Origin of the sequence: Polynucleobacter sp. Latsch14-2, assembly GCF_018881925.1 — a bacterium.
Lineage (GTDB): Bacteria > Pseudomonadota > Gammaproteobacteria > Burkholderiales > Burkholderiaceae > Polynucleobacter.
The window spans coordinates 1-18,799 of the sequence record NZ_JACVPL010000001.1 but is presented as its reverse complement, the minus strand read 5'-3'; the positions used below and the strand labels follow the sequence as shown (position 1 = coordinate 18,799).

Sequence of the window (18,799 nt, the reverse complement as noted above, 5' to 3'; positions counted from 1 at the left end):
ACTTAGAGTCGCAGTCATGGAAATTCTGGGCAGTAGCAGAGGCTTAGTATCACTATCCTTTACAGGACGCCATTAGCCTTGCTAGCTAATTGATACAAGAATATTTTTAGCACAAAGATCGTAGTGAAAACTACAGGATCACGAGCAAGCTCTGCTTACACAGCAACTTGCGAACACGACATCGGTAGCCACTTAATGCTTATGTCATTGTTGCGTTTTACGGCCGCACGTAAAAGGAGATAGCAAAACCGCCCTTACCCAATCGGGTTGTGCTCTAAGTGGTGTAGGAAGAACTCAGCGAAAGTCATTTTCGGTATTTCTTCTCTATAACTGAGCCTGTTGCTTAAGGCTCAGTGTAGGTTGAATCTAGCGAAAATCAATCAAAACAAATTTATAGAAAAAGAAATGTGTGAGCGACAAGCGAAACACAAGCGAGTGCAAGCTCGCTTTCAAATCCTTCGTATAAGCAGTGATCTTGAGCTATTTGGTACATAGATAGCAGAACCCGAAATCAAACAGCTTGTAGGGCTGATAAATACATCGTGAAAGATCGTGGCGAAAATGCCACGAAAACATATTAGATCTGTAAAACTATTATGTTTATTGCTAAGTCATTGAATTATGGAAGGTTCTTTCTTAGCCATTTTCGGTTGCTCAAACCAAACATATGAAAACATACTGTAGCTCTGTATTTAATATATTTTAAGGAGAACGTATGTCACAAGCTAGAGTTTTAAATCCACAAGAACTACGCAGAGTTTTAGATCACGTTGCTACACGCAGGCACAGCGCACGTAATAGGGCTATGTTGCTACTTACACACTACGCGGGTATGCGAGTAGGTGAAGTTGCTGCCCTACGCATAAGTGACGTTTTAAACAGCGACAGCACTATTAAGGGTGAAGTACGCTTAATGCCCGATCAAACCAAGGGCAAGCATGCCCGTACTGTTTACTTAAATGAACGGATGCAAAAGGAGCTGGCGCAGTACATCAAAGTAATCAAAATCAAAGATGTCAGCAAACCCTTGTTTTACACACAGAAGCAAGCGGGGTTCTCAGCTAACTCGCTTACCCAGTACTTCTTTTATCTATACCGCTCTGTAGGACTAGAGGGTGCCAGTAGCCATAGCGGTAGACGCACATTCTTAACTGGGCTTGCCAATAAAGGCACAGCAATTCACATATTGAAGAGTTTGGCTGGGCATAGAAATATCAGTACAACAGCTAGTTATCTGTATAGCAATCCAAGTCAACTTAAGGCTGCAGTTGAATTGGTCTAAATATAGTCGGGATTATTGAGTTTTTGTCTTGCTCTTTTTTCTGCCCAAAACTCAATCTTCTGAAGAATTTCTCTTTTTGATAGTTTCTTTTTATAGCTTTTAAGGTACAGCTTTGCATTAGGATCAACTTCATCATTTGCCATAAATTCATTCATCTCAGCAATAAGATTATCAGTCAGCCGATCTACAAGAGTGTTGAAGTCAAATTTTGGATATTTTTTAATTGGGTCTTTGCAGGGAAATCGACCTCTGGCTGCATTCTCAGCAATAAGAAGCGCCTCTTTAATATTTTTGCTATAAAGCATTGTTAGGTAGGCTATTTGTTTTTTATTCTTTCGATTATTCTCTAGATCTTTCTTTATATCTTCTACAGCCGCAAAAGAACTTAAATTATCTATAAAGTTATTGGAAGCAATTGCTATCTTCCAATAAGGTTCTTTTGGTAGCCGAGGTGGGCCTTCATCGCTGATGTTTACTCTTGAATACGCCTTAGAGTGAACTAGATCATATCTATTCTGTAGAGTATCTGTCCTTATTTTATTAGTTAAAAAATAAATTGGCTCACTGAATGGGTCATTTGGCGTTTCTTGTAATTTATTTAAGTGATCCTCTACTTTCTTCAAGATTTCTTTTTTTGACAGAGTCAAATCAAGCTTAAAAGGAACAACATTTTGTTTTCTTGTTGGCGCGAGAAGTTTGATACCTCTTTTTTTCCACCATTGATCAAAGGAGATGTTGTAAATATCCCCTGCTCTTTTGCATAGATTGATCACACTATCAAATTCAGTAGGTATTTGAGTCTTTGGAATATTTTCAAGCAAAAACAAATGTCTATATGCCATCAAATAACTTGGGCTCAAAGTTAAGTACTGAAAAAATAAAAGGTGGAGCTCCGTGGGATTTCCATCGATGTGTTGAGGTATTTTTTTAATACTCATTATTATTTTATTATACAAAATAAATGGTATGGTATTTAGTATAAGTTTTTTTTAAATTTGCTTTGATCAAATGCCTTCCTATCAGCCCGGCACTTCAATTTAGGCACTTTCGCCATAACCCGCTGTGCTGATATATAGAAGGAGTATTGAAATGGAAACTGTTTTAGAAAATGTAAAAAATGATTCGGCCGTAAGCCATTCATTGCTTGACCATCCGAAGGTCAAAATTAGCTCTTCATCACCAGATCCCTGGAATGATCTGAATCAAATGTTTGACTCAATGTCTAAAAGTGCAGCAGAGTCGATCACTCCAGAGATGGTGGAAGCAAAAGATACTGCTATTGAGTTAGCACTAAATGAGTGTTTAAAACTGACGTCTGAACATAACAAATTTTATGATCTGATTTCTGCGGCTCATGATACTTTGTATCAATCTTTAGCTGATATTTACGCTTTTGTGCTTAGAGTTCAGCTGTCCGAATATAAGCAACATATTAAGACGGCCATGATTTCGAATCTAATGGATAAAGGGGTAAAGATTCAATCCAACACATCGGACTTGATGGTTATTATAAAAACCATTATTGGTGCTGATCGCCGCCGCGCATCTGAATACTGTCGTGTTTTAGAAGTGGCCATGCGTGAGAATCTAACGCCAAAAGACCTCCCTAGCTATATCAAACTTCGTGGCGGCGTCAGTGCAATCTATTCCACTGAAAGTGAATTGGTAGCAAAAAAACTTGGGGAGAAAGAGCGCGAATTTCGAACTTCTTATTTTCAAGAGCTGTTTGAGATTCGTCATTGGGCAAACAAATCTAGCTTTTCAACCCCAATCAAAGTAATTCAAAATTCTGATGAGATTGACTGTAATCGAGCAAAATTCACAGTCTTCTTAACTTTGTTTGATAAGAAAGAGCAGGTCTATAAAATCTGTAGTGCCCATAACTTAGGCGAAAAGCAAGAGCGAAACTTTATCAAACATATAACTCGAGACATCCATGATACTAATGAGGTGTTAAAAGAAAAATTGTTTGCATATCGAAGTAAGTTGGTAGAACTCAAATTGGTTCCTGATGTTTTACAAAAAATTTGGGGGCAATTAAAAATGATCACGGACAAAACTACAGAGACTGTTGAAAGTACTTAATTGTCATGCTCATTTAAGCGTCCGGAATCCGGACACTTGTTTTGTTATTACCTAAATATAAAGGAATTGAAATGAAATACTATCGCGTTCAGGCTAAGTTGTACGCCACCTATGATCTTTTAGTTATGTCACCCTCATCAAGACAAGCTAAAGATGATGCTTATGCAGAAATCTTTGATGCTATAAATGATAGTGATGTAGTTGATTACAAGATCAGCATTAACAGCGTTAAAGAAGATTTGCTAGAACCGGCCTAGTAAATATTAAGTGGAAGTAAAAAATGACTAGTCAAAATACCAAGCGTCCTTTAAAAAGGCGCTTGGTACTCAAGCCAACCTATCCGCCGCCATCGTTGCCGTCAACTTGCTGTAATGACGATCAATCATGGCGGCACTATTTCCCATCTGCTTAGATAGCGTATGTATATCAGTCTTGTTCTCAAGTAGCTCTAAGGTGGCGTAGGTATGTCTAAGTGAATACAAGGTACGCATCTGTCCATCGTGGCTCAATCCCAAACCACTATCCCGCATCAATCGCTTGAACGCTCCATCAATACGCATAGGCTGATGACCATTAGCAAATACAAAGATTCTCTCTGGACAACGAGTCTCAAATAGGCGATCAAATGGAATATCCCACACAGCCCTTTGCCTACTGTGTAACCGTTTGAGCACATCTACTGCTTTATGTTTAGCAATAAGCCAACGCCCGCCAGTCTTACCATCTACCCATATACGTAGATATTTCTTATCACCTTGTGTATGCCACTCAATATTGTTCCAGCAGATATTCAGTGCCTCAGTGCCATGGCGCATGCCTGTATATAAAAGCATCTCTATATAGTCACGTAGTAAAGGGCGAGTCTCATGCTCAATCTCTAATCTGCCTTGCTTAATCCATGGCTCCATAAACTCCAACAAGCGATCAACCTCTTCACGTGTAAATGCTGGGCGGGTTTTACCTTTCTGCCCTCTAGCTGTGAGTTTGGGAATAGCTACTCGTTCGCTGATCCAGCCCTTGCTAATCGCTACGAGCTGTAACTTAGTCCAAGCACTGGCAAAGTTCATTAAGGTGCTGGCTCTGGGCACCTTGTTCATTTGTCTATTTCGCCAAACCTCAAACTCATGCACATCTGTGTAGGTTATCTCTTCTAGTCTTTTGTCACCAAAGTAAGGTAGAAAGTATTTCTCAATACAGGTGATGTAGCTACCGTAGACACTTTTTCCTATTCCCACATCCAAGTCTTGCCGCATTGAGTAGAGAGTGGCGTGTGCAATTTCTGCAAACGTGGGTGACTTTTGTGCAAGCCCCAGTCTTTGGCGAAATCTGGTTTCATCGTAAAGATCGCAAGCCATTCGTACTGCGTGTTCAATACTGGCTTGGCGGGTAGTCTGACGATGCCATGAGCCATCTTGCAATCTAAAACGGCAATGCCAAAGTGGACTTCCGGGTCTGCGGTGGATAACCACTTCGCCATCACGCAGATAAAGCTCTGTGGGCTCTGCATATTTGAGCTGGCTTAGGGCTGTGGGTTGGAATTCCGGCTGGGGTGAGGGGATTAGTTCTAGGTCATATAGCTTAGTAATTGAACTTTTGTTCACTGGCTCACTTTATGAGTTTTATCTTATCTAAATTAGTTTAGTTTCTAAATTTTTGATCAGCAACCCCAGATTTTCCACTTCGTAAATTAAAGTTTTAAGGGTCCCTTTGGTTTAATAAGTTATGCTATTATATGTACATTATTAGCAATATTATGTATGAATAGTAAAAATAACTGTATTCCTTTAAATGGCCTTCTACGCGAAATACATCACCGCATAGAGGCTAAAGAACGCTTAAGAATTAGTCAGGCGGCAATGGCCGAACGACTTGGCATATCTAGCAGAACTTATTTGGAGTACCTCCGAGGCACAAACTCCCCCACAGGAATGAGAGCAGTGCTTGATTTGCTTTGCATGCTGGATGAACAAGAGCTAAATCAAGTTATTCAACATTGGCGAAAGAATGCAAATAGCAACACAAAAACTTTAAAAGATAAAAATGACTAAAACAAAAAAAATTGTTAATGAGCCTGCTGATGAAATTATTAAGTCTAAGGCCAAAAGAAAAGTGCCAAAGCCTGAAGCAAATGATGATGCTGAAATTAAGCTTCCTAAAACAGTAGACCCCCGTAACGCCTTAAATGATCTAACTTCTACTGAATGGCTCCCTGAAACAATTTCAGTATGGAACCAACGAGGACTTGGAGCGAATCATCCAGATGCCCAAATTGAACGCCAACACCCTGCGCCTTTTTCTTTTACGGATGTCAGTAGACTTGTGCGCTTCTTTACAAAAAAAGGTGAAACTGTTTTAGATCCTTTTGCCGGCGTAGGGTCAACTCTTAAGGCTTGTGCTATCGAGGGAAGAAAAGGAATTGGCTTTGAGCTAAATCCTAAATATGTAGCCCTTACAAAAAAGAGGTTAGCGCTAGAGGTCCCTGGAGAACCAAGCGCGATTGAGAAACAAGATGTGAAAGTTGGCGACGCAAGATTACTTATAAAAAAGCTTGATGAAAATTCTTTAGATTTAATTGTCACAAGCCCACCATATTGGAACATTCTCCATAAGGTTGACCATAAAGCAAAACAAGAAAGGGTAGAGCAAGATTTAGATACCAAATATAGTGATGACAAACGAGATCTCGGCAATATCGAAAAATATGACGACTTTTTGGAAGAGCTGGCAAAAATCTTAGGGGGAGCAAGCAAAGCTCTAAAGCCTAAAAAACATATGGTGGTAATTGTTAGCGACTTCCGAGATAAATCACGCTTCGTTATGTTTCATGCTGATATCGCAAATGCCCTTTCAAAATACCAACTTGAATTGCGCGGAATCACAGTTTTGTATCAACGCCATAAACGCATTTTCCCTTATGGGTATCCATACGCTTATGTCCCAAATATTCATCATCAATATTTGGTGATATTACAAAATGTTAAAAAGTCTTAAGTAAAAATGATCCAAAAAAAATATTTAAATCAGATTACTAATGGGGATTGCATTATTGGAATTAAGAAAATTCCAGATAACTCCATAGATTTAGTAATTGCTGACCCTCCTTATAATCTAAACAAAGATTTTGGAGAATGGAAAGAGGCATCAAAAAAGCTTGAATGGCTAAGCTGGTCTAAAGAATGGCTCAATGAATGCAAGCGAGTTTTGAAGCCGGGCGGAAGTATTTTTGTATATGGCATTCACCATCATTTGTGCTGGCTCCAATGTCATATGTATGAAATTGGCCTCGATTATCGTAGGCAGATTATTTGGCACTATGAAAATGGCTTTTCTGGCTATACAAAAACTCTCTCAGCCCACTATGAGCCTTTATTGTGGTTTTCTAAGGGGAAGGAATTCACATACCACCCAATTAGAGAGCCTTATAAAAGTACTGAGAGGCTAAAACACAAAATTACTAAAAATGGCAAAGTATGGCAGCCAAACCCCGAAGGAAGAATGGCTGGGGATGTATGGAGCTTCCCCGTATTAGCAGGCAGAAGATTCAAAGATGAAAAGGTAGATCATCCAACTCAAAAACCTCTTTCTATATCCAACAGAATAGTTAAGCATTTCTCTAACAAGGATGAAATCATACTGATTCCATTCGCAGGAAGCGGATCGGAGTGTGTTGCCTCAAAATTTAATGGACGTCACTTTATTGGATTCGAATTAAATCCAGCATACATAGAGATAGCGACATCTAGACTTAGCAGCATTAAATATGCTGAAAGTGAGGATTTAAAAAACACTATTTCAGAAAATCTATCTGAGGATGAGCAGAATTCTCTAGATTTAAAGGGCGGCCAATAAACTTCTCAAGCACTGCGGCTCTGTATGAACCAGTTTCTCTATCGATATAAAAATCATCGGCATCATTAAGCTCGACTGGAATATGCATCCAATTGGCGAGCATTAATGTAAAAATAGTTACGGTACCAACCTTTATGTTCAAGACATTCTTAATATCCTGAATAATGTGCCAATACTCAGATCGCTTATTCGGCAAAACATCAGAAATAATTAGCGCCTTAATATCTTGTGCAGACCAATCATAACGAGCTATTAGTATTGCTAGGGCATCTAGAATATCTCGCGGCGCATCTAACACGGCCTCCTGGCCAAACTCAACTTCGGCGATCCCTTTAATATCTTTTCCGGAAAGAATGATATCCATACGCATATGATTATTTCCTTTCCTAGATACTGAGGCATTTAGTCCTGCGCCAATTAAAAGGTTTCTAGCAAGAAAATTGGGGAATCGATCGCCAGCAACCCTCCAAGAGTCGAGCATTCTTTTAAATATATGCTGCACAAGTTGGTCGGACTCAATTAAAGCCAACCCCTCTTTTTGTATGCCCACAAAAAGCTCACGCGTATCGTTTTCTCTTTTTTCATTTTTTATAACGCTCTCGATATAACCCTCGGCCAGGCTATCATTAACAGCAGCTCCGCCAGCTGCAGAAAGGGTAATAGCGCCGGTCGGACATCTTGAAGCACAAACGCCGCACAAAAAACATAGCTCCGAATTTATTGATGGCGCCCCACTCACAGAATCAATATTAATGGCATTTATTGCACAAACATTCAAACTTTTATCGGCGGGGAAGCCTTCTAAACCATTGGGGGCCACTTCTTCCTCGCTAAATAAAGCACATGGAGTATCTGCACACCTTAGACATGTAGCCTCCCGCTCCAATCCACCTTTAAATAATATGCTTGATAAGGCGCCAGGTGCATATGTAATTTTAATGGGCTTCAACCCTTCGGCTAAATATCTCCCTGTTCGTGTTGATTCTTGCTGAGTCAAAAATTTAGACACTGATGACCCCTTTCAGCAATCCAAGATTTTTAATATCAATCTTTTTTCCAGAAGAAATAGCGCTCACCGCCATCATGAGTAACGACCTAAAATCCACAACACCTACTCTAATATCAAATGCATTCCAAATATCATCTATAAGCTCGTGAACCTCAGATCTATCATTTGGCGGATTAAAACCCACCACTAATGATGTAGTCTCTCGATCTGTTGGATAGCTTTTACGTGATAGAAAGATAATTTTATTTTCTAATGCCTGACGCACTCCTTTGACTGAAATTTCGGTTTCTTCTCCGGGAGACTTAATTTCTATGGGAATGCTTTTCTCTTTATCTAAAATTATTGCATCGGCCCTTTCATAATTTTGGCCTCCACGAGATACCCGACAATCTAACCCAAGAACTGAAAATAAATTAGCAACTAGTGGGTAGAAAATATCTTTATTTTCTCCGCTGAATTTTTTAAAAAGCATACTTACGGCATCGTCAATATTTCCTGATATTGCCAGCATCTCTTGTATTTGATTCTTTAAATTTGCAAATGTTCCAGACGCCTCAATATCTTGATCAGTAATCGAAAAAATTAATTTAGGCCTTTCTCTTTCAGCCGCAGGAGCAAGAGCAGGCACATGTCCTAGGTCATCTACAAAACTACCATCTTTAAAATCTCGAATTAATTCTGGGACCCATTTGGCCAGCGTATCTTGGGACAATTGCTGAAATGGAGAGAAAAATATATCTTGTTTAGTTGAAATGTTGTGGCTTTCTAACTCCTTTTTAGAAAACTCAAACAGCTCCATCACTGGATCAAGATTAAAGCCCGCCCTTCTAAGCATTGAATAAAATGTCCACCTAATAAAACTTGGTTTGATTTCATCCGATAGGGCATTAAAACTGTTCAATCGATAGTCTGCGGATAACCGTAAACGCTTTGCTGTTAGACGTCCTGCATCTGTAATGTGTATTGCCTTACGGCCGATTTTTTCGCCCCAGCCTGACCAAAGTAAAGAGGCCATTGGTATACGAGTATAGTTTTCCATGGTTGGACTTCTAGAAATTTTTCTTCGCCTTGATATCTCATCAATCCTAGTATTCAGGGCGCCAGCGGTTTTCCTGCAATCGGCAATCTCTAAAACCATTTGTTTAAACGCTTTGGGATCACTATCATCCGCAATACTCATAGGGCCGGCCATTACCTCATCCCTTGTAATTGTTCCAAGCCCATCCATTGCTAGAACTATTCCAGCAATAACTCTGACCGTCTGTTCGCTTTGCACTCCTAAAACCTCATTAGGGTAGGCAATGCCAAGTAAGCACTCTTTTAATATAGCGGCGGGATTTTTTGCCAGAGCAACATATTCGCCTAGCAATGAAAACTCATAAGTTAGCTTACTTGAAGTGGACTGCATCCAGCCAAAAGTTCTGAAAATTTCAGCATACATCTTAGATTGGTTATAGATTGGATCTCGACTGCGATCTTCTCGAGTAGACCTTAAAAGAGCCTCCTTACCAATAGCGCCTTGGGATGTGACGTTATTCCTCGAAATCATAGCCTTAGAAATATCATCCAAGCCAAAACTGCGATGCTGGCCAAGGACTTCGTAAATTTCTCTATAGACACGCAAAATTATGTCTAAGTCAGATACGGGGTTGGGTATTCTTTGCAATTTGATACCTTTTAAGTTCAATTTCTACCATTTTGCTCCGAATATGCGAGAGCAATCAAACTGTCGGTAACAAATTTTGTCCTTTAAAAGGACATTATTAGTCTTTGGGCTCATCTGGTGAGCCTTTGGATTTGTATTCTGACCATTCCAATAACTTAAAGGGGGTGGTCATGAAATTTCTAATTACCTTGTTCTTGCTGGCCCAAGCCGCTCTATATGCACAAAAGAGCTTTGCACAAGTAACAAACTTGGATAACTCGCCTTACAACATGCAAAACAGTCCATATAACATGGAGAATTCCCCATATAACATGCGCAATAGCCCATACAACATGGACAACAGCGCATATAACGCCAGTGCAAAAAATGGGGTTTATGACAACACCGGGAATCGTCTTGGATATGAAGTTAAGGCGCCAAGTGGTGTAACGAACTATTTTGATAACAGTGGTAACCGTATAGGTTATACGCCGGCTAAGCGATGATTATTTCCAGCATTCTCGTAATTTGTCTCATGTCACTGAGACCTGACCCATTTTTACTTCAAAGCATGATTGATGCTTCAAAAATAATTGGCTTACCAAGACTAAAAACGATGGATCGGTTTTTTTCTAAAGCGATTTGTATTGATGAAATTCGAGGGGAAATGGCCTACATCATTTATTCCCGAAAAGACTTTCTAAAAAATTACATCAAGATTAATTCATAAAAAAGGAATTGAGTATGCGTGACTACACTTATATTGAAGGCTATCGATTTAATATCTGGAATATCTACCGCAGTAAGCGGTTTGATGTTGATAAATTAGATATTAATTTTGCTGATAAAGATATACCCGAATTCATCCGGGGAATGAGAGTGGTAGATCACATCGAATCAGAAACCTATTTAGTTCATGGTGATGATGCGGATAATTTGGCCTACAGCTTGTGCTTTTTACACAATGAGAATAAAGACAATCGACCAGATGCTTTTGATGACTACCTCATTAAAGCCACTGATAAAAAAGAATACTTAGTTCATAAATTGTTTGATGGCGAAAAACCTACTGAGACGGCTGTTCACTAGGCCATGTCTGGAAAATTAGTCATTGACACAAATGAGTTTCTGGCAGCTTTAGCCAGGCTCAAGCCTGTTGCACCTCGGCGTAGGAAAACAACTCTTGTTGGCATTTCTAAAAGAATTATTGAAGATGACTTTTATATTTCTTTTTTATTTGGTGAAGCCGTCTTTAGCAGTCATGGTGTACAGACACGCTGCGTCGTTGAACAAGCGGATTGGCATGGTTATGTCAGCACAGACTTTGGGATGATCCTTACCTTTTTAAAAGTCAAGCCAACAGGCAAGACAGTCACTATTTCTTTTTTAGGGAATAAGTTAAAGATTGACTCATTCTCCATTACCTGTCAGTGGGCACCAGTCCCAGACTGGATTGGGAGCATGAGTACAGAAGCTCTTTTTCTTAGCGAAAAAGCTAAGTCGAGAGATGAAGAGCTCTTCTGCCCCAAGTGCGGAAAAAGACAAATTATTGTCTTAAGCCATAAGCCACACTTGCAACTAGAGCTCGACGCCCCCAAGCCCCCTAAAACCTTACCTAATCGCCAATGTAAATCTTGTAAGCATGGCTGGTTAGAAATCTTATAAGGACCAGAAATCATGAACAACATAACCATCAGAAACTGTACCTTCGCTTTTCGCTGTAAAGCGAACTGGGACGCTATGACGCCTACAGGTACCGACGGTCGAGTTCGCTTTTGCTTAGATTGTCAAAAAGAAGTTTTTTTATGTGAAAGCGATGCGGAGCTAATTAACAACGTAGTAAATAATCGCTGCATTGCATTAATACGAGAAGAGTATGGTCATTCAAGGCGATTGCTTGGTGAAGTCATCAATAGGGGTTGATTGTGAAGAAAACGCTATACATTACCTTAGCCACAATCTTAATAACTCCCCTTGCAGGGTATTTGGCACTTCAAGTTATCGATCCGTCAGATCCAGATTTGGTCTACGTTAAAAAGCCCAACTTGTTTTCTGGCGCGTGGCAAAAAGTAGCCTATTCAGATAACTTTTCTGAATATATTGAACCTAAAAAAATAGAAAAAAATTTAGACTCGACAATAGACATAGTAACAATGAGAAATTACTTTAAGCCCCAGTTTGATGACGACAGCGATAAAAGTATCAGCTATAAATCCCAAGTATCTTATGAAACTATAGACTGCTTTAATCAAACTGTTACTGTCACTAAGATGTATCTATTGAGCGAGCACTTTGCTAAAGGATCTCTAATTGACGAACCAATTGAACCCACCTCTACACCTATCCGCGTTAATGCTCGATCAATTGGTTTTAGCAAAATTCATAAAGTCTGTGAATTATCTAATTTATCTACTGATTCTCAATACGTTAGAAGTAGCTTTATGAATAACATCTAAGGCATATGAAAATACTATTTCTTGATTTTGATGGTGTCTTGCACCCATCAAGTCTTGGTACAGATCCTTTGTTTTCTAAAGCGTCCCTTTTATCGATGGCTCTATACGATATAGATATACCTATCGTTATTTCATCCTCCTGGCGCTTTACGCACTCCATGAAAGAACTAAAGGAAAAGTTGCCTAGCGAGATTTCCAAAAAGATTGTTGATGTGACTGGGCCTGCTGTAATGGGCAAGCACCCACGCTACAACGAAATTGTTAATTACTTAGCCACCCAAAAAGATATTGCTGATTGGAGGGCGCTGGATGACTCTTATTGGGAGTTTCCTTCAACATGCCCTCAATTAATTCGCTGTAACTCTAATACCGGCATCAATATTCGCGAAATTAACGCTATTACCAATTGGCTTATAGCACCTCATTCTTAACTTAAATGGTTTCGGTTTCATATAAATCAATATTCATTTGTTCACTTTTGGCTAACTGATCCATTAAATAATTTTTTGGCGGGGTGATGGGTCTTAAACAATGATCGGGAATAAGCCCCTCCTTTGATGTAGTGATGTATCCATCGATGTCATAGACAAGCCACCCGCTTGAAAGAATTTCACATTCCCAAGTAAATTCTGGTTCGCCCTTACCCCAACCCTGCATTCCATATGCGGATTTAACTGACACAATATTTCCATGGTTTTCAGGATTGTGGCAATTGACTGTTATTGCGATATCTCCAACCGCACAGTTGAGTTTTGTCATCTTCTCCTCCTATAGTGAGCTCTAGCTTTTTCTCTTTCCAAAAACATTAGATGACCAAACAACCCTTGGCTGCATACCAAAAATAAACCAAATAAGAACCCAAGACATAACTTAATGTCAAAGCCGCCAGCAGACTGAGCCATCCAACTCAAGAACATAAAGAAAAGCCCTATTAATTTGATCATTTCACACCCCTTTCAAGTTGTAGTCAGATTAATTAGTTACTAGCTCACAAAATGAGCTAGTAATGGCCTATAGTTATAGAAATAGTGATTATTTCGAGGAATAAGCAATGAGCGACCTAGAGCGGCTCCATCGCATCAAATACATGATTCAGGCACGTAAATGCGTCCCAATCCAAGAGTTTCTGTATGAGCTTGAAATCTCTAAAGCGACCTTTAAGCGTGATTTAGAGTACCTCCGAGATCGCATGAATGCCTCTATCGTATTTGACCGTGCTGAAGGTGGCTATCGCTTTGATAAGCCCAATGCTGGAGAGAAGATCGAGCTCCCTGGGCTTTGGTTTTCCGAAAAAGAAGCCACTGCCCTAGTTCTCATGCAACATCTCCTGGATAACTTGGATCAAGGAGGCTTAATTAGCTCTCACATAGACCCCTTAGTCGAAATTATTGATGGCATCTTGGGGCAGTCCGAAGTATCGGCAAAAGAACTACGTAAGCGAATCAAAGTCTTTGGAATGTCAGCCCGTAAGAATTCTTTAGAAAACTTTGAAGAAGTTGGTAACGCCCTACTTAAGCGCCAACGATTACAAATTGAGTACTATTCAAAAGGCGCAAATGAAACAACTAGTCGAGAAGTTTCTCCACAGCGTTTAATTTTTTATCGTGATAACTGGTACTTAGATGCTTATTGCCATATGCGGAAGGGATTAAGAAGCTTTGCAATTGATGGGATTCGAAAAGCCGAACTACTTAACAAGAAGGCTGAAGAAACATCCGAAAAAGATCTCCATGAGAATTTTGCTGAGAGTTACGGAATATTTTCAGGCAAAGCCACACAAAGAGCTAAATTACGCTTTACACCTGAGCGAGCACGCTGGGTAGCAGGGGAGACTTGGCATGGACAACAAATTAGTAGTTTTGACAAAGATGGCTATTACATCTTAGAGTTTGACTACAACCAAGATCCTGAATTAGTGATGGAGATTCTCAAGCATGGATCTGAAGTCGAAATAATGGCTCCAGCGAGCCTTCGAAAAAGAGTCAAAGATGAATTAAAAAAATCCTTATCAAACTACCAATAGGCTTCCATGAAAAATAAAATGCAATTTCATACTCGCTCAGCTTTTTACCATCTCCCAATCTGCTGTGGATTTTGCGGTCAACTTGTCATCCCTTCTGAAGAAGCATTAGAAGAATCCACAATTAATCCCTGTCAGCACACCTTATTTATTGCCCACTCCGAAGGATATGAGTTTTTATCAGATAGGGTTCAGGAACAATTAAAGCAAAAGGGTTATGGGATAGAGATTGATGGATCATTGGTCATGATCTGCTATTACAAACCTAGAGAAGAAGAATCACTAGACATTGATGACATGATTACGGAGCTAGACTTTCCTGATAGCCTTGTTGTTGAGTCCGTAGTTGGCGCACCATCGGGCATGAGTCTTTTAGTTGGCTTTGCTCCATTAAGCGGTGAATAGAAAATTAAATGATTACTGAAAAAACAAAAAAAATAATCGACAAACATGTCGATGAATATATCGATGAGCCACATCTCGTGTTCGGAGTGTACGACTCGACACATAGTTAACACTTTATACCGGACACATACTTTACAGTTTTTGGCATAGGAGGGACCTTACTATGCCGTGGAATGAAAGTACGAAGATGGCTTACTGGAGGTGTAAACCATGTGGTCGGTACCGGACGTAAAGCATGTGTCCGGTACGTACCTTTTGAATCTTGGTGGCCCGGGGCGGAATCGAACCAGGGCCGAGGATGCCCAACTCTACTTCAGTCGCAATATCCGAATAGCACCACTTAATACCAAGAAACCAATTGCTAAACCAATAATCCAATCGGGGGTGGGGTTATTAAGCCAAGCAACCAATACTCCAGCAACAATGACGCCTAGATTAGCCAAGACATCATTGGCTGAAAAAATAAAACCAGCTCGCATATGAGCGCCATCATTCTTGCGTTTATATATTAGATATAGACAAGTGACATTAACCACCAAAGCAAGCAATGAAACCCAAATCATGGCATTGGCTTCAGGCATCGCACCAATATAGATTTGATAGCCCGTTCGCCAAAGAGCAAGAGCGGCTAAAAATAATTCAACAACGCCAGCCAACTTAGCGGCTTTGAGCTTATGCTGTGCGGCTTTACCAACAGCATATAAGGCCACAATATAGACTGCTGCATCGGCAAACATATCCAAAGCATCAGCAATAAGCCCTGCTGATTGAGCAATCCAGCCAACAACGATCTCAACAAAGAACATCAATCCGTTTAATGCCAAGAGCCAAATTAAGACTTTTCGCTCTTGAGCATCTTTGTCAGGATCTAATTGAATTGGCTTAATTTCAAAGTCTTCTAATACTTGGTTGCTTTCAATCTTTGCTCCAAAACCCAAAGGAACTAATTTATCAAGAACCGCATTAGGCTCTTCGCTATGGCAAATGACTAATTTACGATTAGAAATATCAAATTCCATTGTGCGTATTGACAATGAACCCAATGACATGCGAATCATCTGCTCTTCCGATGGGCAGTCCATGGCCGGCACGATGAATGTGGTTTTAGTTATAGAAGATTTTTGATTGGTTCCCATGTATTTACTAATGTAACTGAAAGCAGCCTTGTCGTTTTATATGATATCGACTGACAAAGGGATGTCTACTTGGTTTGTCCTTTTAAAGGACGATTCTAGATGGAAATCTCTAAGGCCAATGGCATCTACACCAGCCAAGCCCGAAAAAAACCACCCGAAGGTGGTTTTGGTGTTTCTTGGTGGCCCGGGGCGGAATCGACCGGGGCCTAGGATGCCTTACTCTGTGGGAGCCAATTCTGCTCCAGCTGGTCTTTTGTAGCGGTTGTAAGACCACATATATTGATATGGCTTAGAAAGTATCATCTCTTCAAAATAACGGTTCATTTGTGTACAGGCATCGACTAGACAATCGGGAAATGCCTCATTCATCAATTGGCTCTTAATGAGCCAGCCCTTTCCCAATCCCAGTCTTTCTGCGCTAACAAAAAGGATTGCTACATTTACTTGGCGAGCCAATTTAATTGGAAATGAAGTTGTATAGGCGTATTGATTAAAAAATTTAGCCCACACCCCATCGCCAACACTAGGAACCTGGTCTGCTAATAGTCCAACTACCTCACCCCTTACTAAGGCACGCTTAATTTGACGTACTCCACCAATGTTTGCCTCAACAAATACCATTTGAGAATGCTGGCGAGATTTAAGCATTAACTTATTCACCCACCCCTTTCGGGCTGGCCTATACATTACTGTTGCTCTTGTATGTTCAGCAAAAATACGAGGCACTATTTCAAAGCCTCCTAAATGTGAAGCAAGCACAATTAGACCTTTTCCATTTTTGGATAGCTCAACAACTTGATCCAAGTTTTCAATAGTTACTTTATCAATGGAGGATTTTGGATGCCTCCAAATCCATAATGTGTCAGCAAACATCATTCCAGATTCGGCAGCCGCCCTCCACGGGGTTGATTTGAATCCCGAATAATGGGCTGCGCTCTGATGATTTTTATATAAGCGCGTCCGGTACCGAGGGGAGCACAAATAAATCAATAGTCCTATACAAGCCCCAGCCATCTGAATGGCCGCCAATGGCAGTGAGCTAAAGAACCTCAATATAAAATACAACATTGGCCATTTTACGCCCGACCAAAAAAATGCCCCGCACAAAGCAAGGCATTATTTGTTTCTTGGTGGCCCGGGGCGGAATCGAACCACCGACACAAGGATTTTCAATCCTCTGCTCTACCGACTGAGCTACCAGGCCATTTAAGACTGTCTATTATACGCAAACTGTTAAACCAGAGCCTAATTTGCGGGCTGTAGACTAATTCTGTCTGTCATTGTGCTTAAAACTACCCAACTACCATACCAAAATCTGCCTAAAAGTAGCTTGCGTACACGTAGCACACCGCACGTTGTTAAAAACGCCGCAAAACGTTTGGTTTACGTAAGTGACGTTTCAAAACGACTCTTTATGCGGGGAATTTGCCCTCTGCTGTAGCAGCAATGATTTGTTTGGCTTGCTTAACGTAACGGCTAACGGACGCAGCCAATATATTGCGCCTCTCAATTTCTGTACGTCCTTCTTCCCCATATTTGGACTTTTCTGCTGATTTAACTATCCGCAACTTATCGCCCAACTGCCACACAGTTAATTTCTCCGCTTTTGGTAACTGGCTATTAGCAACATACGCTTCATACACAGTAAACGTTGTGCGTAAGTTATCTATCGTGTGGTTGCGGTTAATGGGGTACTTGGCTGTACTTTTAGCCCACTGCTCTGCTGTACGTCCTCTTTCTGCTGTGTGGTGTTTTTTAACTAAGTCCATAAACTTACTGTAGATATAGCGTTTACTCATACTCATTGGCACAGCTACAACCATTACGCTATCACCCCACGTATCGTCCCACTCTATTTTGTTAGTTAACTTAGTGAGGCTTTGTGGCAGTGGCTTTTCCGCAAACAACGCAACGGCTTTGTCATTCCACCACTGCTTAAAACTGTCACCCCTAACGTCGCCAAAGTCTTTATATAACTCTGCCAACTTGCCCTTACCGCCTAATTCACAACACTTAATGTAGTCCTCATTTAGGCGTAAAAAAGCCCACCACCAATAGTACGGACTGCGCTGTTGGTATGTGGGTGACTTTGGCTTGTGCTTAGTGCCAAAAGTAGGGTGCTGCGCTGAAAAATGTACCTTCATTTATTAACATCCAAATAGTTATCAATTGCTTTTGAAGTGAGAAAAGTGACGCAGAAGAGTAAAGTATTACTTATGGTTAGTGAGGTTTATTTGTTAACACTAATCATAAATCTAACTTAAATTGAAAGGTATTAAAAATGACACAAACTACTGTAACTACTGCTGTAAACACTATTGCTAACAACGCTGTTGTAACTGCTAACGCAGAGTCGTTTACAAACGACAACGCTAAAGCAATGTTAACAACTAATTCGCTGTCTTTTATTGAATTGCTTAAAAACGAGCAAGAGGTATGGGCAGACAATGCGTTTAAGAATAGCAATGACTTGTTATACGCAATTTTGGCTAAATGCTACGCAAAGTATGAAGAAATGTGTGAAGCTACAGAAAATGCTAAAACGCTACGTACACAGTTAGACGACTATATGACGCTTCATAACGTAGCTGTTAATAAAAAGTCACACACACTACACAAAATTGTTAAATGCGTGTTTGGCGCAGACAGACGACGTGTAAGTGCGTACAGCATTGTTTTGCGTACTGCTAACGTTAATAAGAGGTGGATTCAACCACGAAGTGCAACTTTGAACAACTAGGTAAGGAGGCTAAGGATGTTTTAGTATCCAAAGCTTCTAGACCTCCAAGTCAAAGTAGCCATGACCTATCAACACCTTAGCCAAACTGAACGATATCAGATTTATATCCTCATGAAAGACGGAAAAACCCAAACTCAAATAGCCCAACTGATGGATCGGCATAAGTCGACCA

General features: G+C 40.2%; 25 protein-coding genes and 1 tRNA gene. 16 read left to right on the top strand and 10 right to left on the bottom strand.

Translation table 11 applies throughout. The features are described from left to right. Positions 1–715: 715 nt before the first annotated feature. Positions 716–1,282, top strand: a complete 567-nt coding sequence (locus ICN46_RS00125) for a tyrosine-type recombinase/integrase (protein WP_216203302.1) — start codon at positions 716–718, stop codon at positions 1,280–1,282. Here the strand turns inward: ICN46_RS00125 and ICN46_RS00120 are convergent. Further along, entirely contained in the window at positions 1,279–2,220 is a 942-nt protein-coding gene (locus ICN46_RS00120; RefSeq protein WP_216203300.1) for a hypothetical protein, read from the bottom strand. The two genes, ICN46_RS00125 and ICN46_RS00120, sit on opposite strands and share 4 nt — an antisense overlap. A gap of 151 nt (positions 2,221–2,371) precedes the next feature. Between ICN46_RS00120 and ICN46_RS00115 the strand changes: the two genes are divergently transcribed. Together ICN46_RS00115 and ICN46_RS00110 are read left to right on the top strand one after the other, a co-directional pair. After that, the gene (locus ICN46_RS00115) at positions 2,372–3,367 is read left to right on the top strand and encodes a hypothetical protein (RefSeq protein WP_216203297.1); all 996 of its coding nucleotides are present in this window, start codon (positions 2,372–2,374) and stop codon (positions 3,365–3,367) included. 71 nt (positions 3,368–3,438) lie between these two features. Next, the gene (locus ICN46_RS00110) at positions 3,439–3,624 is read left to right on the top strand and encodes a hypothetical protein (RefSeq protein WP_215281174.1); all 186 of its coding nucleotides are present in this window, start codon (positions 3,439–3,441) and stop codon (positions 3,622–3,624) included. A 69-nt stretch (positions 3,625–3,693) separates the two neighbouring features. Here ICN46_RS00110 and ICN46_RS00105 read toward each other — a convergent pair whose 3' ends face one another. Continuing rightward, entirely contained in the window at positions 3,694–4,620 is a 927-nt protein-coding gene (locus tag ICN46_RS00105; RefSeq protein ID WP_216860261.1) for a tyrosine-type recombinase/integrase, read from the bottom strand. Further along, positions 4,593–4,874, bottom strand: coding sequence for a hypothetical protein (locus tag ICN46_RS11920; protein ID WP_216860260.1), 282 nt, complete (start codon positions 4,872–4,874; stop codon positions 4,593–4,595). Before ICN46_RS11920 ends, ICN46_RS00105 begins: the two co-directional genes overlap by 28 nt. Positions 4,875–5,124: 250 nt before the next feature. Here ICN46_RS11920 and ICN46_RS00100 point away from each other — a divergent pair, with 250 nt between their 5' ends. From ICN46_RS00100 to ICN46_RS00090, 3 genes are read left to right on the top strand one after another with little or no spacing between them, the layout of a single operon-like run. Next, complete coding sequence (locus ICN46_RS00100; RefSeq protein ID WP_216203294.1) at positions 5,125–5,415, top strand: helix-turn-helix domain-containing protein; 291 nt, start codon at positions 5,125–5,127, stop codon at positions 5,413–5,415. Then, on the top strand, positions 5,408–6,358 hold the full coding sequence (locus tag ICN46_RS00095) for a DNA methyltransferase (RefSeq protein ID WP_216203292.1): 951 nt from the start codon (positions 5,408–5,410) through the stop codon (positions 6,356–6,358). Before ICN46_RS00100 ends, ICN46_RS00095 begins: the two co-directional genes overlap by 8 nt. 6 nt (positions 6,359–6,364) lie before the next feature. After that, positions 6,365–7,216, top strand: coding sequence for a DNA-methyltransferase (locus ICN46_RS00090; protein ID WP_216203290.1), 852 nt, complete (start codon positions 6,365–6,367; stop codon positions 7,214–7,216). Here the strand turns inward: ICN46_RS00090 and ICN46_RS00085 are convergent. After that, positions 7,155–8,225, bottom strand: a complete 1,071-nt coding sequence (locus ICN46_RS00085; protein ID WP_216203288.1) for a 4Fe-4S binding protein — start codon at positions 8,223–8,225, stop codon at positions 7,155–7,157. The genes ICN46_RS00090 and ICN46_RS00085 overlap by 62 nt on opposite strands. After that, the gene (locus ICN46_RS00080) at positions 8,218–9,891 is read right to left on the bottom strand and encodes a hypothetical protein (RefSeq protein ID WP_216203286.1); all 1,674 of its coding nucleotides are present in this window, start codon (positions 9,889–9,891) and stop codon (positions 8,218–8,220) included. Before ICN46_RS00080 ends, ICN46_RS00085 begins: the two co-directional genes overlap by 8 nt. Before the next feature lie 170 nt (positions 9,892–10,061). Between ICN46_RS00080 and ICN46_RS00075 the strand changes: the two genes are divergently transcribed. The 6 genes from ICN46_RS00075 (at position 10,062) to ICN46_RS00050 (ending at position 12,757) form a co-directional block, all read left to right on the top strand. Further along, entirely contained in the window at positions 10,062–10,376 is a 315-nt protein-coding gene (locus ICN46_RS00075; protein ID WP_216203284.1) for a hypothetical protein, read from the top strand. Positions 10,377–10,614: 238 nt separating this feature from the next. After that, positions 10,615–10,959 carry a hypothetical protein gene (locus ICN46_RS00070; protein WP_216203282.1) on the top strand — a complete coding sequence of 115 codons (345 nt, stop codon included), beginning with the start codon at positions 10,615–10,617 and terminating at the stop codon, positions 10,957–10,959. A gap of 3 nt (positions 10,960–10,962) precedes the next feature. After that, positions 10,963–11,535 carry a hypothetical protein gene (locus ICN46_RS00065; RefSeq protein WP_216203281.1) on the top strand — a complete coding sequence of 191 codons (573 nt, stop codon included), beginning with the start codon at positions 10,963–10,965 and terminating at the stop codon, positions 11,533–11,535. 12 nt (positions 11,536–11,547) lie between these two features. Next, positions 11,548–11,793: a hypothetical protein gene (locus tag ICN46_RS00060; protein ID WP_216203278.1), complete on the top strand. Its 246-nt coding sequence runs from the start codon at positions 11,548–11,550 to the stop codon at positions 11,791–11,793. Between the two features lie 2 nt (positions 11,794–11,795). Further along, entirely contained in the window at positions 11,796–12,326 is a 531-nt protein-coding gene (locus tag ICN46_RS00055; protein WP_216203277.1) for a surface-adhesin E family protein, read from the top strand. Between the two features lie 5 nt (positions 12,327–12,331). Continuing rightward, positions 12,332–12,757 carry an HAD domain-containing protein gene (locus tag ICN46_RS00050; protein WP_216203275.1) on the top strand — a complete coding sequence of 142 codons (426 nt, stop codon included), beginning with the start codon at positions 12,332–12,334 and terminating at the stop codon, positions 12,755–12,757. Position 12,758: 1 nt separating this feature from the next. On the opposite strand, the gene ICN46_RS00045 is transcribed toward ICN46_RS00050, so the two are convergent. After that, complete coding sequence (locus ICN46_RS00045) at positions 12,759–13,085, bottom strand: hypothetical protein (RefSeq protein WP_216203273.1); 327 nt, start codon at positions 13,083–13,085, stop codon at positions 12,759–12,761. Positions 13,086–13,377: 292 nt separating this feature from the next. Between ICN46_RS00045 and ICN46_RS00040 the strand changes: the two genes are divergently transcribed. Both ICN46_RS00040 and ICN46_RS00035 read left to right on the top strand, forming a co-directional pair. Next, entirely contained in the window at positions 13,378–14,349 is a 972-nt protein-coding gene (locus ICN46_RS00040) for a helix-turn-helix transcriptional regulator (protein WP_216203271.1), read from the top strand. A 6-nt stretch (positions 14,350–14,355) separates the two neighbouring features. Beyond that, positions 14,356–14,751, top strand: coding sequence for a hypothetical protein (locus ICN46_RS00035; protein ID WP_216203261.1), 396 nt, complete (start codon positions 14,356–14,358; stop codon positions 14,749–14,751). A gap of 308 nt (positions 14,752–15,059) precedes the next feature. Here the strand turns inward: ICN46_RS00035 and ICN46_RS00030 are convergent, their stop codons facing one another. From ICN46_RS00030 to ICN46_RS00015, 4 genes are all read right to left on the bottom strand, one after another. Then, entirely contained in the window at positions 15,060–15,887 is an 828-nt protein-coding gene (locus ICN46_RS00030) for a cation efflux transmembrane domain-containing protein (RefSeq protein WP_112208661.1), read from the bottom strand. A gap of 216 nt (positions 15,888–16,103) precedes the next feature. Next, positions 16,104–16,760 carry an LpxL/LpxP family acyltransferase gene (locus ICN46_RS00025; RefSeq protein WP_216203260.1) on the bottom strand — a complete coding sequence of 219 codons (657 nt, stop codon included), beginning with the start codon at positions 16,758–16,760 and terminating at the stop codon, positions 16,104–16,106. A 255-nt stretch (positions 16,761–17,015) separates the two neighbouring features. Beyond that, positions 17,016–17,091 (bottom strand) — tRNA-Phe (locus ICN46_RS00020). A gap of 208 nt (positions 17,092–17,299) precedes the next feature. Further along, on the bottom strand, positions 17,300–18,031 hold the full coding sequence (locus tag ICN46_RS00015; RefSeq protein ID WP_216203259.1) for a hypothetical protein: 732 nt from the start codon (positions 18,029–18,031) through the stop codon (positions 17,300–17,302). 137 nt (positions 18,032–18,168) lie between these two features. Between ICN46_RS00015 and ICN46_RS00010 the strand changes: the two genes are divergently transcribed. Continuing rightward, the gene (locus ICN46_RS00010; protein WP_216203258.1) at positions 18,169–18,627 is read left to right on the top strand and encodes a hypothetical protein; all 459 of its coding nucleotides are present in this window, start codon (positions 18,169–18,171) and stop codon (positions 18,625–18,627) included. 60 nt (positions 18,628–18,687) lie between these two features. Next, a partial coding sequence (locus tag ICN46_RS00005) for a helix-turn-helix domain-containing protein (protein ID WP_216203951.1) occupies positions 18,688–18,799 on the top strand: 112 nt, incomplete at its 3' end.

Bases quoted from the DNA above. Each gene is read 5' to 3' on its own strand.
- ICN46_RS00125 (WP_216203302.1), top strand. From the start codon at position 716: ATGTCACAAGCTAGAGTTTTAAATCCACAAGAACTACGCAGAGTTTTA.
- ICN46_RS00120 (WP_216203300.1), bottom strand. From the start codon at position 2,220: ATGAGTATTAAAAAAATACCTCAACACATCGATGGAAATCCCACGGAG.
- ICN46_RS00115 (WP_216203297.1), top strand. From the start codon at position 2,372: ATGGAAACTGTTTTAGAAAATGTAAAAAATGATTCGGCCGTAAGCCAT.
- ICN46_RS00110 (WP_215281174.1), top strand. From the start codon at position 3,439: ATGAAATACTATCGCGTTCAGGCTAAGTTGTACGCCACCTATGATCTT.
- ICN46_RS00105 (WP_216860261.1), bottom strand. From the start codon at position 4,620: ATGCGGCAAGACTTGGATGTGGGAATAGGAAAAAGTGTCTACGGTAGC.
- ICN46_RS11920 (WP_216860260.1), bottom strand. From the start codon at position 4,874: ATGCAGAGCCCACAGAGCTTTATCTGCGTGATGGCGAAGTGGTTATCC.
- ICN46_RS00100 (WP_216203294.1), top strand. From the start codon at position 5,125: ATGAATAGTAAAAATAACTGTATTCCTTTAAATGGCCTTCTACGCGAA.
- ICN46_RS00095 (WP_216203292.1), top strand. From the start codon at position 5,408: ATGACTAAAACAAAAAAAATTGTTAATGAGCCTGCTGATGAAATTATT.
- ICN46_RS00090 (WP_216203290.1), top strand. From the start codon at position 6,365: ATGATCCAAAAAAAATATTTAAATCAGATTACTAATGGGGATTGCATT.
- ICN46_RS00075 (WP_216203284.1), top strand. From the start codon at position 10,062: ATGAAATTTCTAATTACCTTGTTCTTGCTGGCCCAAGCCGCTCTATAT.
- ICN46_RS00070 (WP_216203282.1), top strand. From the start codon at position 10,615: ATGCGTGACTACACTTATATTGAAGGCTATCGATTTAATATCTGGAAT.
- ICN46_RS00065 (WP_216203281.1), top strand. From the start codon at position 10,963: ATGTCTGGAAAATTAGTCATTGACACAAATGAGTTTCTGGCAGCTTTA.
- ICN46_RS00060 (WP_216203278.1), top strand. From the start codon at position 11,548: ATGAACAACATAACCATCAGAAACTGTACCTTCGCTTTTCGCTGTAAA.
- ICN46_RS00050 (WP_216203275.1), top strand. From the start codon at position 12,332: ATGAAAATACTATTTCTTGATTTTGATGGTGTCTTGCACCCATCAAGT.
- ICN46_RS00045 (WP_216203273.1), bottom strand. From the start codon at position 13,085: ATGACAAAACTCAACTGTGCGGTTGGAGATATCGCAATAACAGTCAAT.
- ICN46_RS00040 (WP_216203271.1), top strand. From the start codon at position 13,378: ATGAGCGACCTAGAGCGGCTCCATCGCATCAAATACATGATTCAGGCA.
- ICN46_RS00035 (WP_216203261.1), top strand. From the start codon at position 14,356: ATGAAAAATAAAATGCAATTTCATACTCGCTCAGCTTTTTACCATCTC.
- ICN46_RS00030 (WP_112208661.1), bottom strand. From the start codon at position 15,887: ATGGGAACCAATCAAAAATCTTCTATAACTAAAACCACATTCATCGTG.
- ICN46_RS00025 (WP_216203260.1), bottom strand. From the start codon at position 16,760: ATGTTTGCTGACACATTATGGATTTGGAGGCATCCAAAATCCTCCATT.
- ICN46_RS00015 (WP_216203259.1), bottom strand. From the start codon at position 18,031: ATGAAGGTACATTTTTCAGCGCAGCACCCTACTTTTGGCACTAAGCAC.
- ICN46_RS00010 (WP_216203258.1), top strand. From the start codon at position 18,169: ATGACACAAACTACTGTAACTACTGCTGTAAACACTATTGCTAACAAC.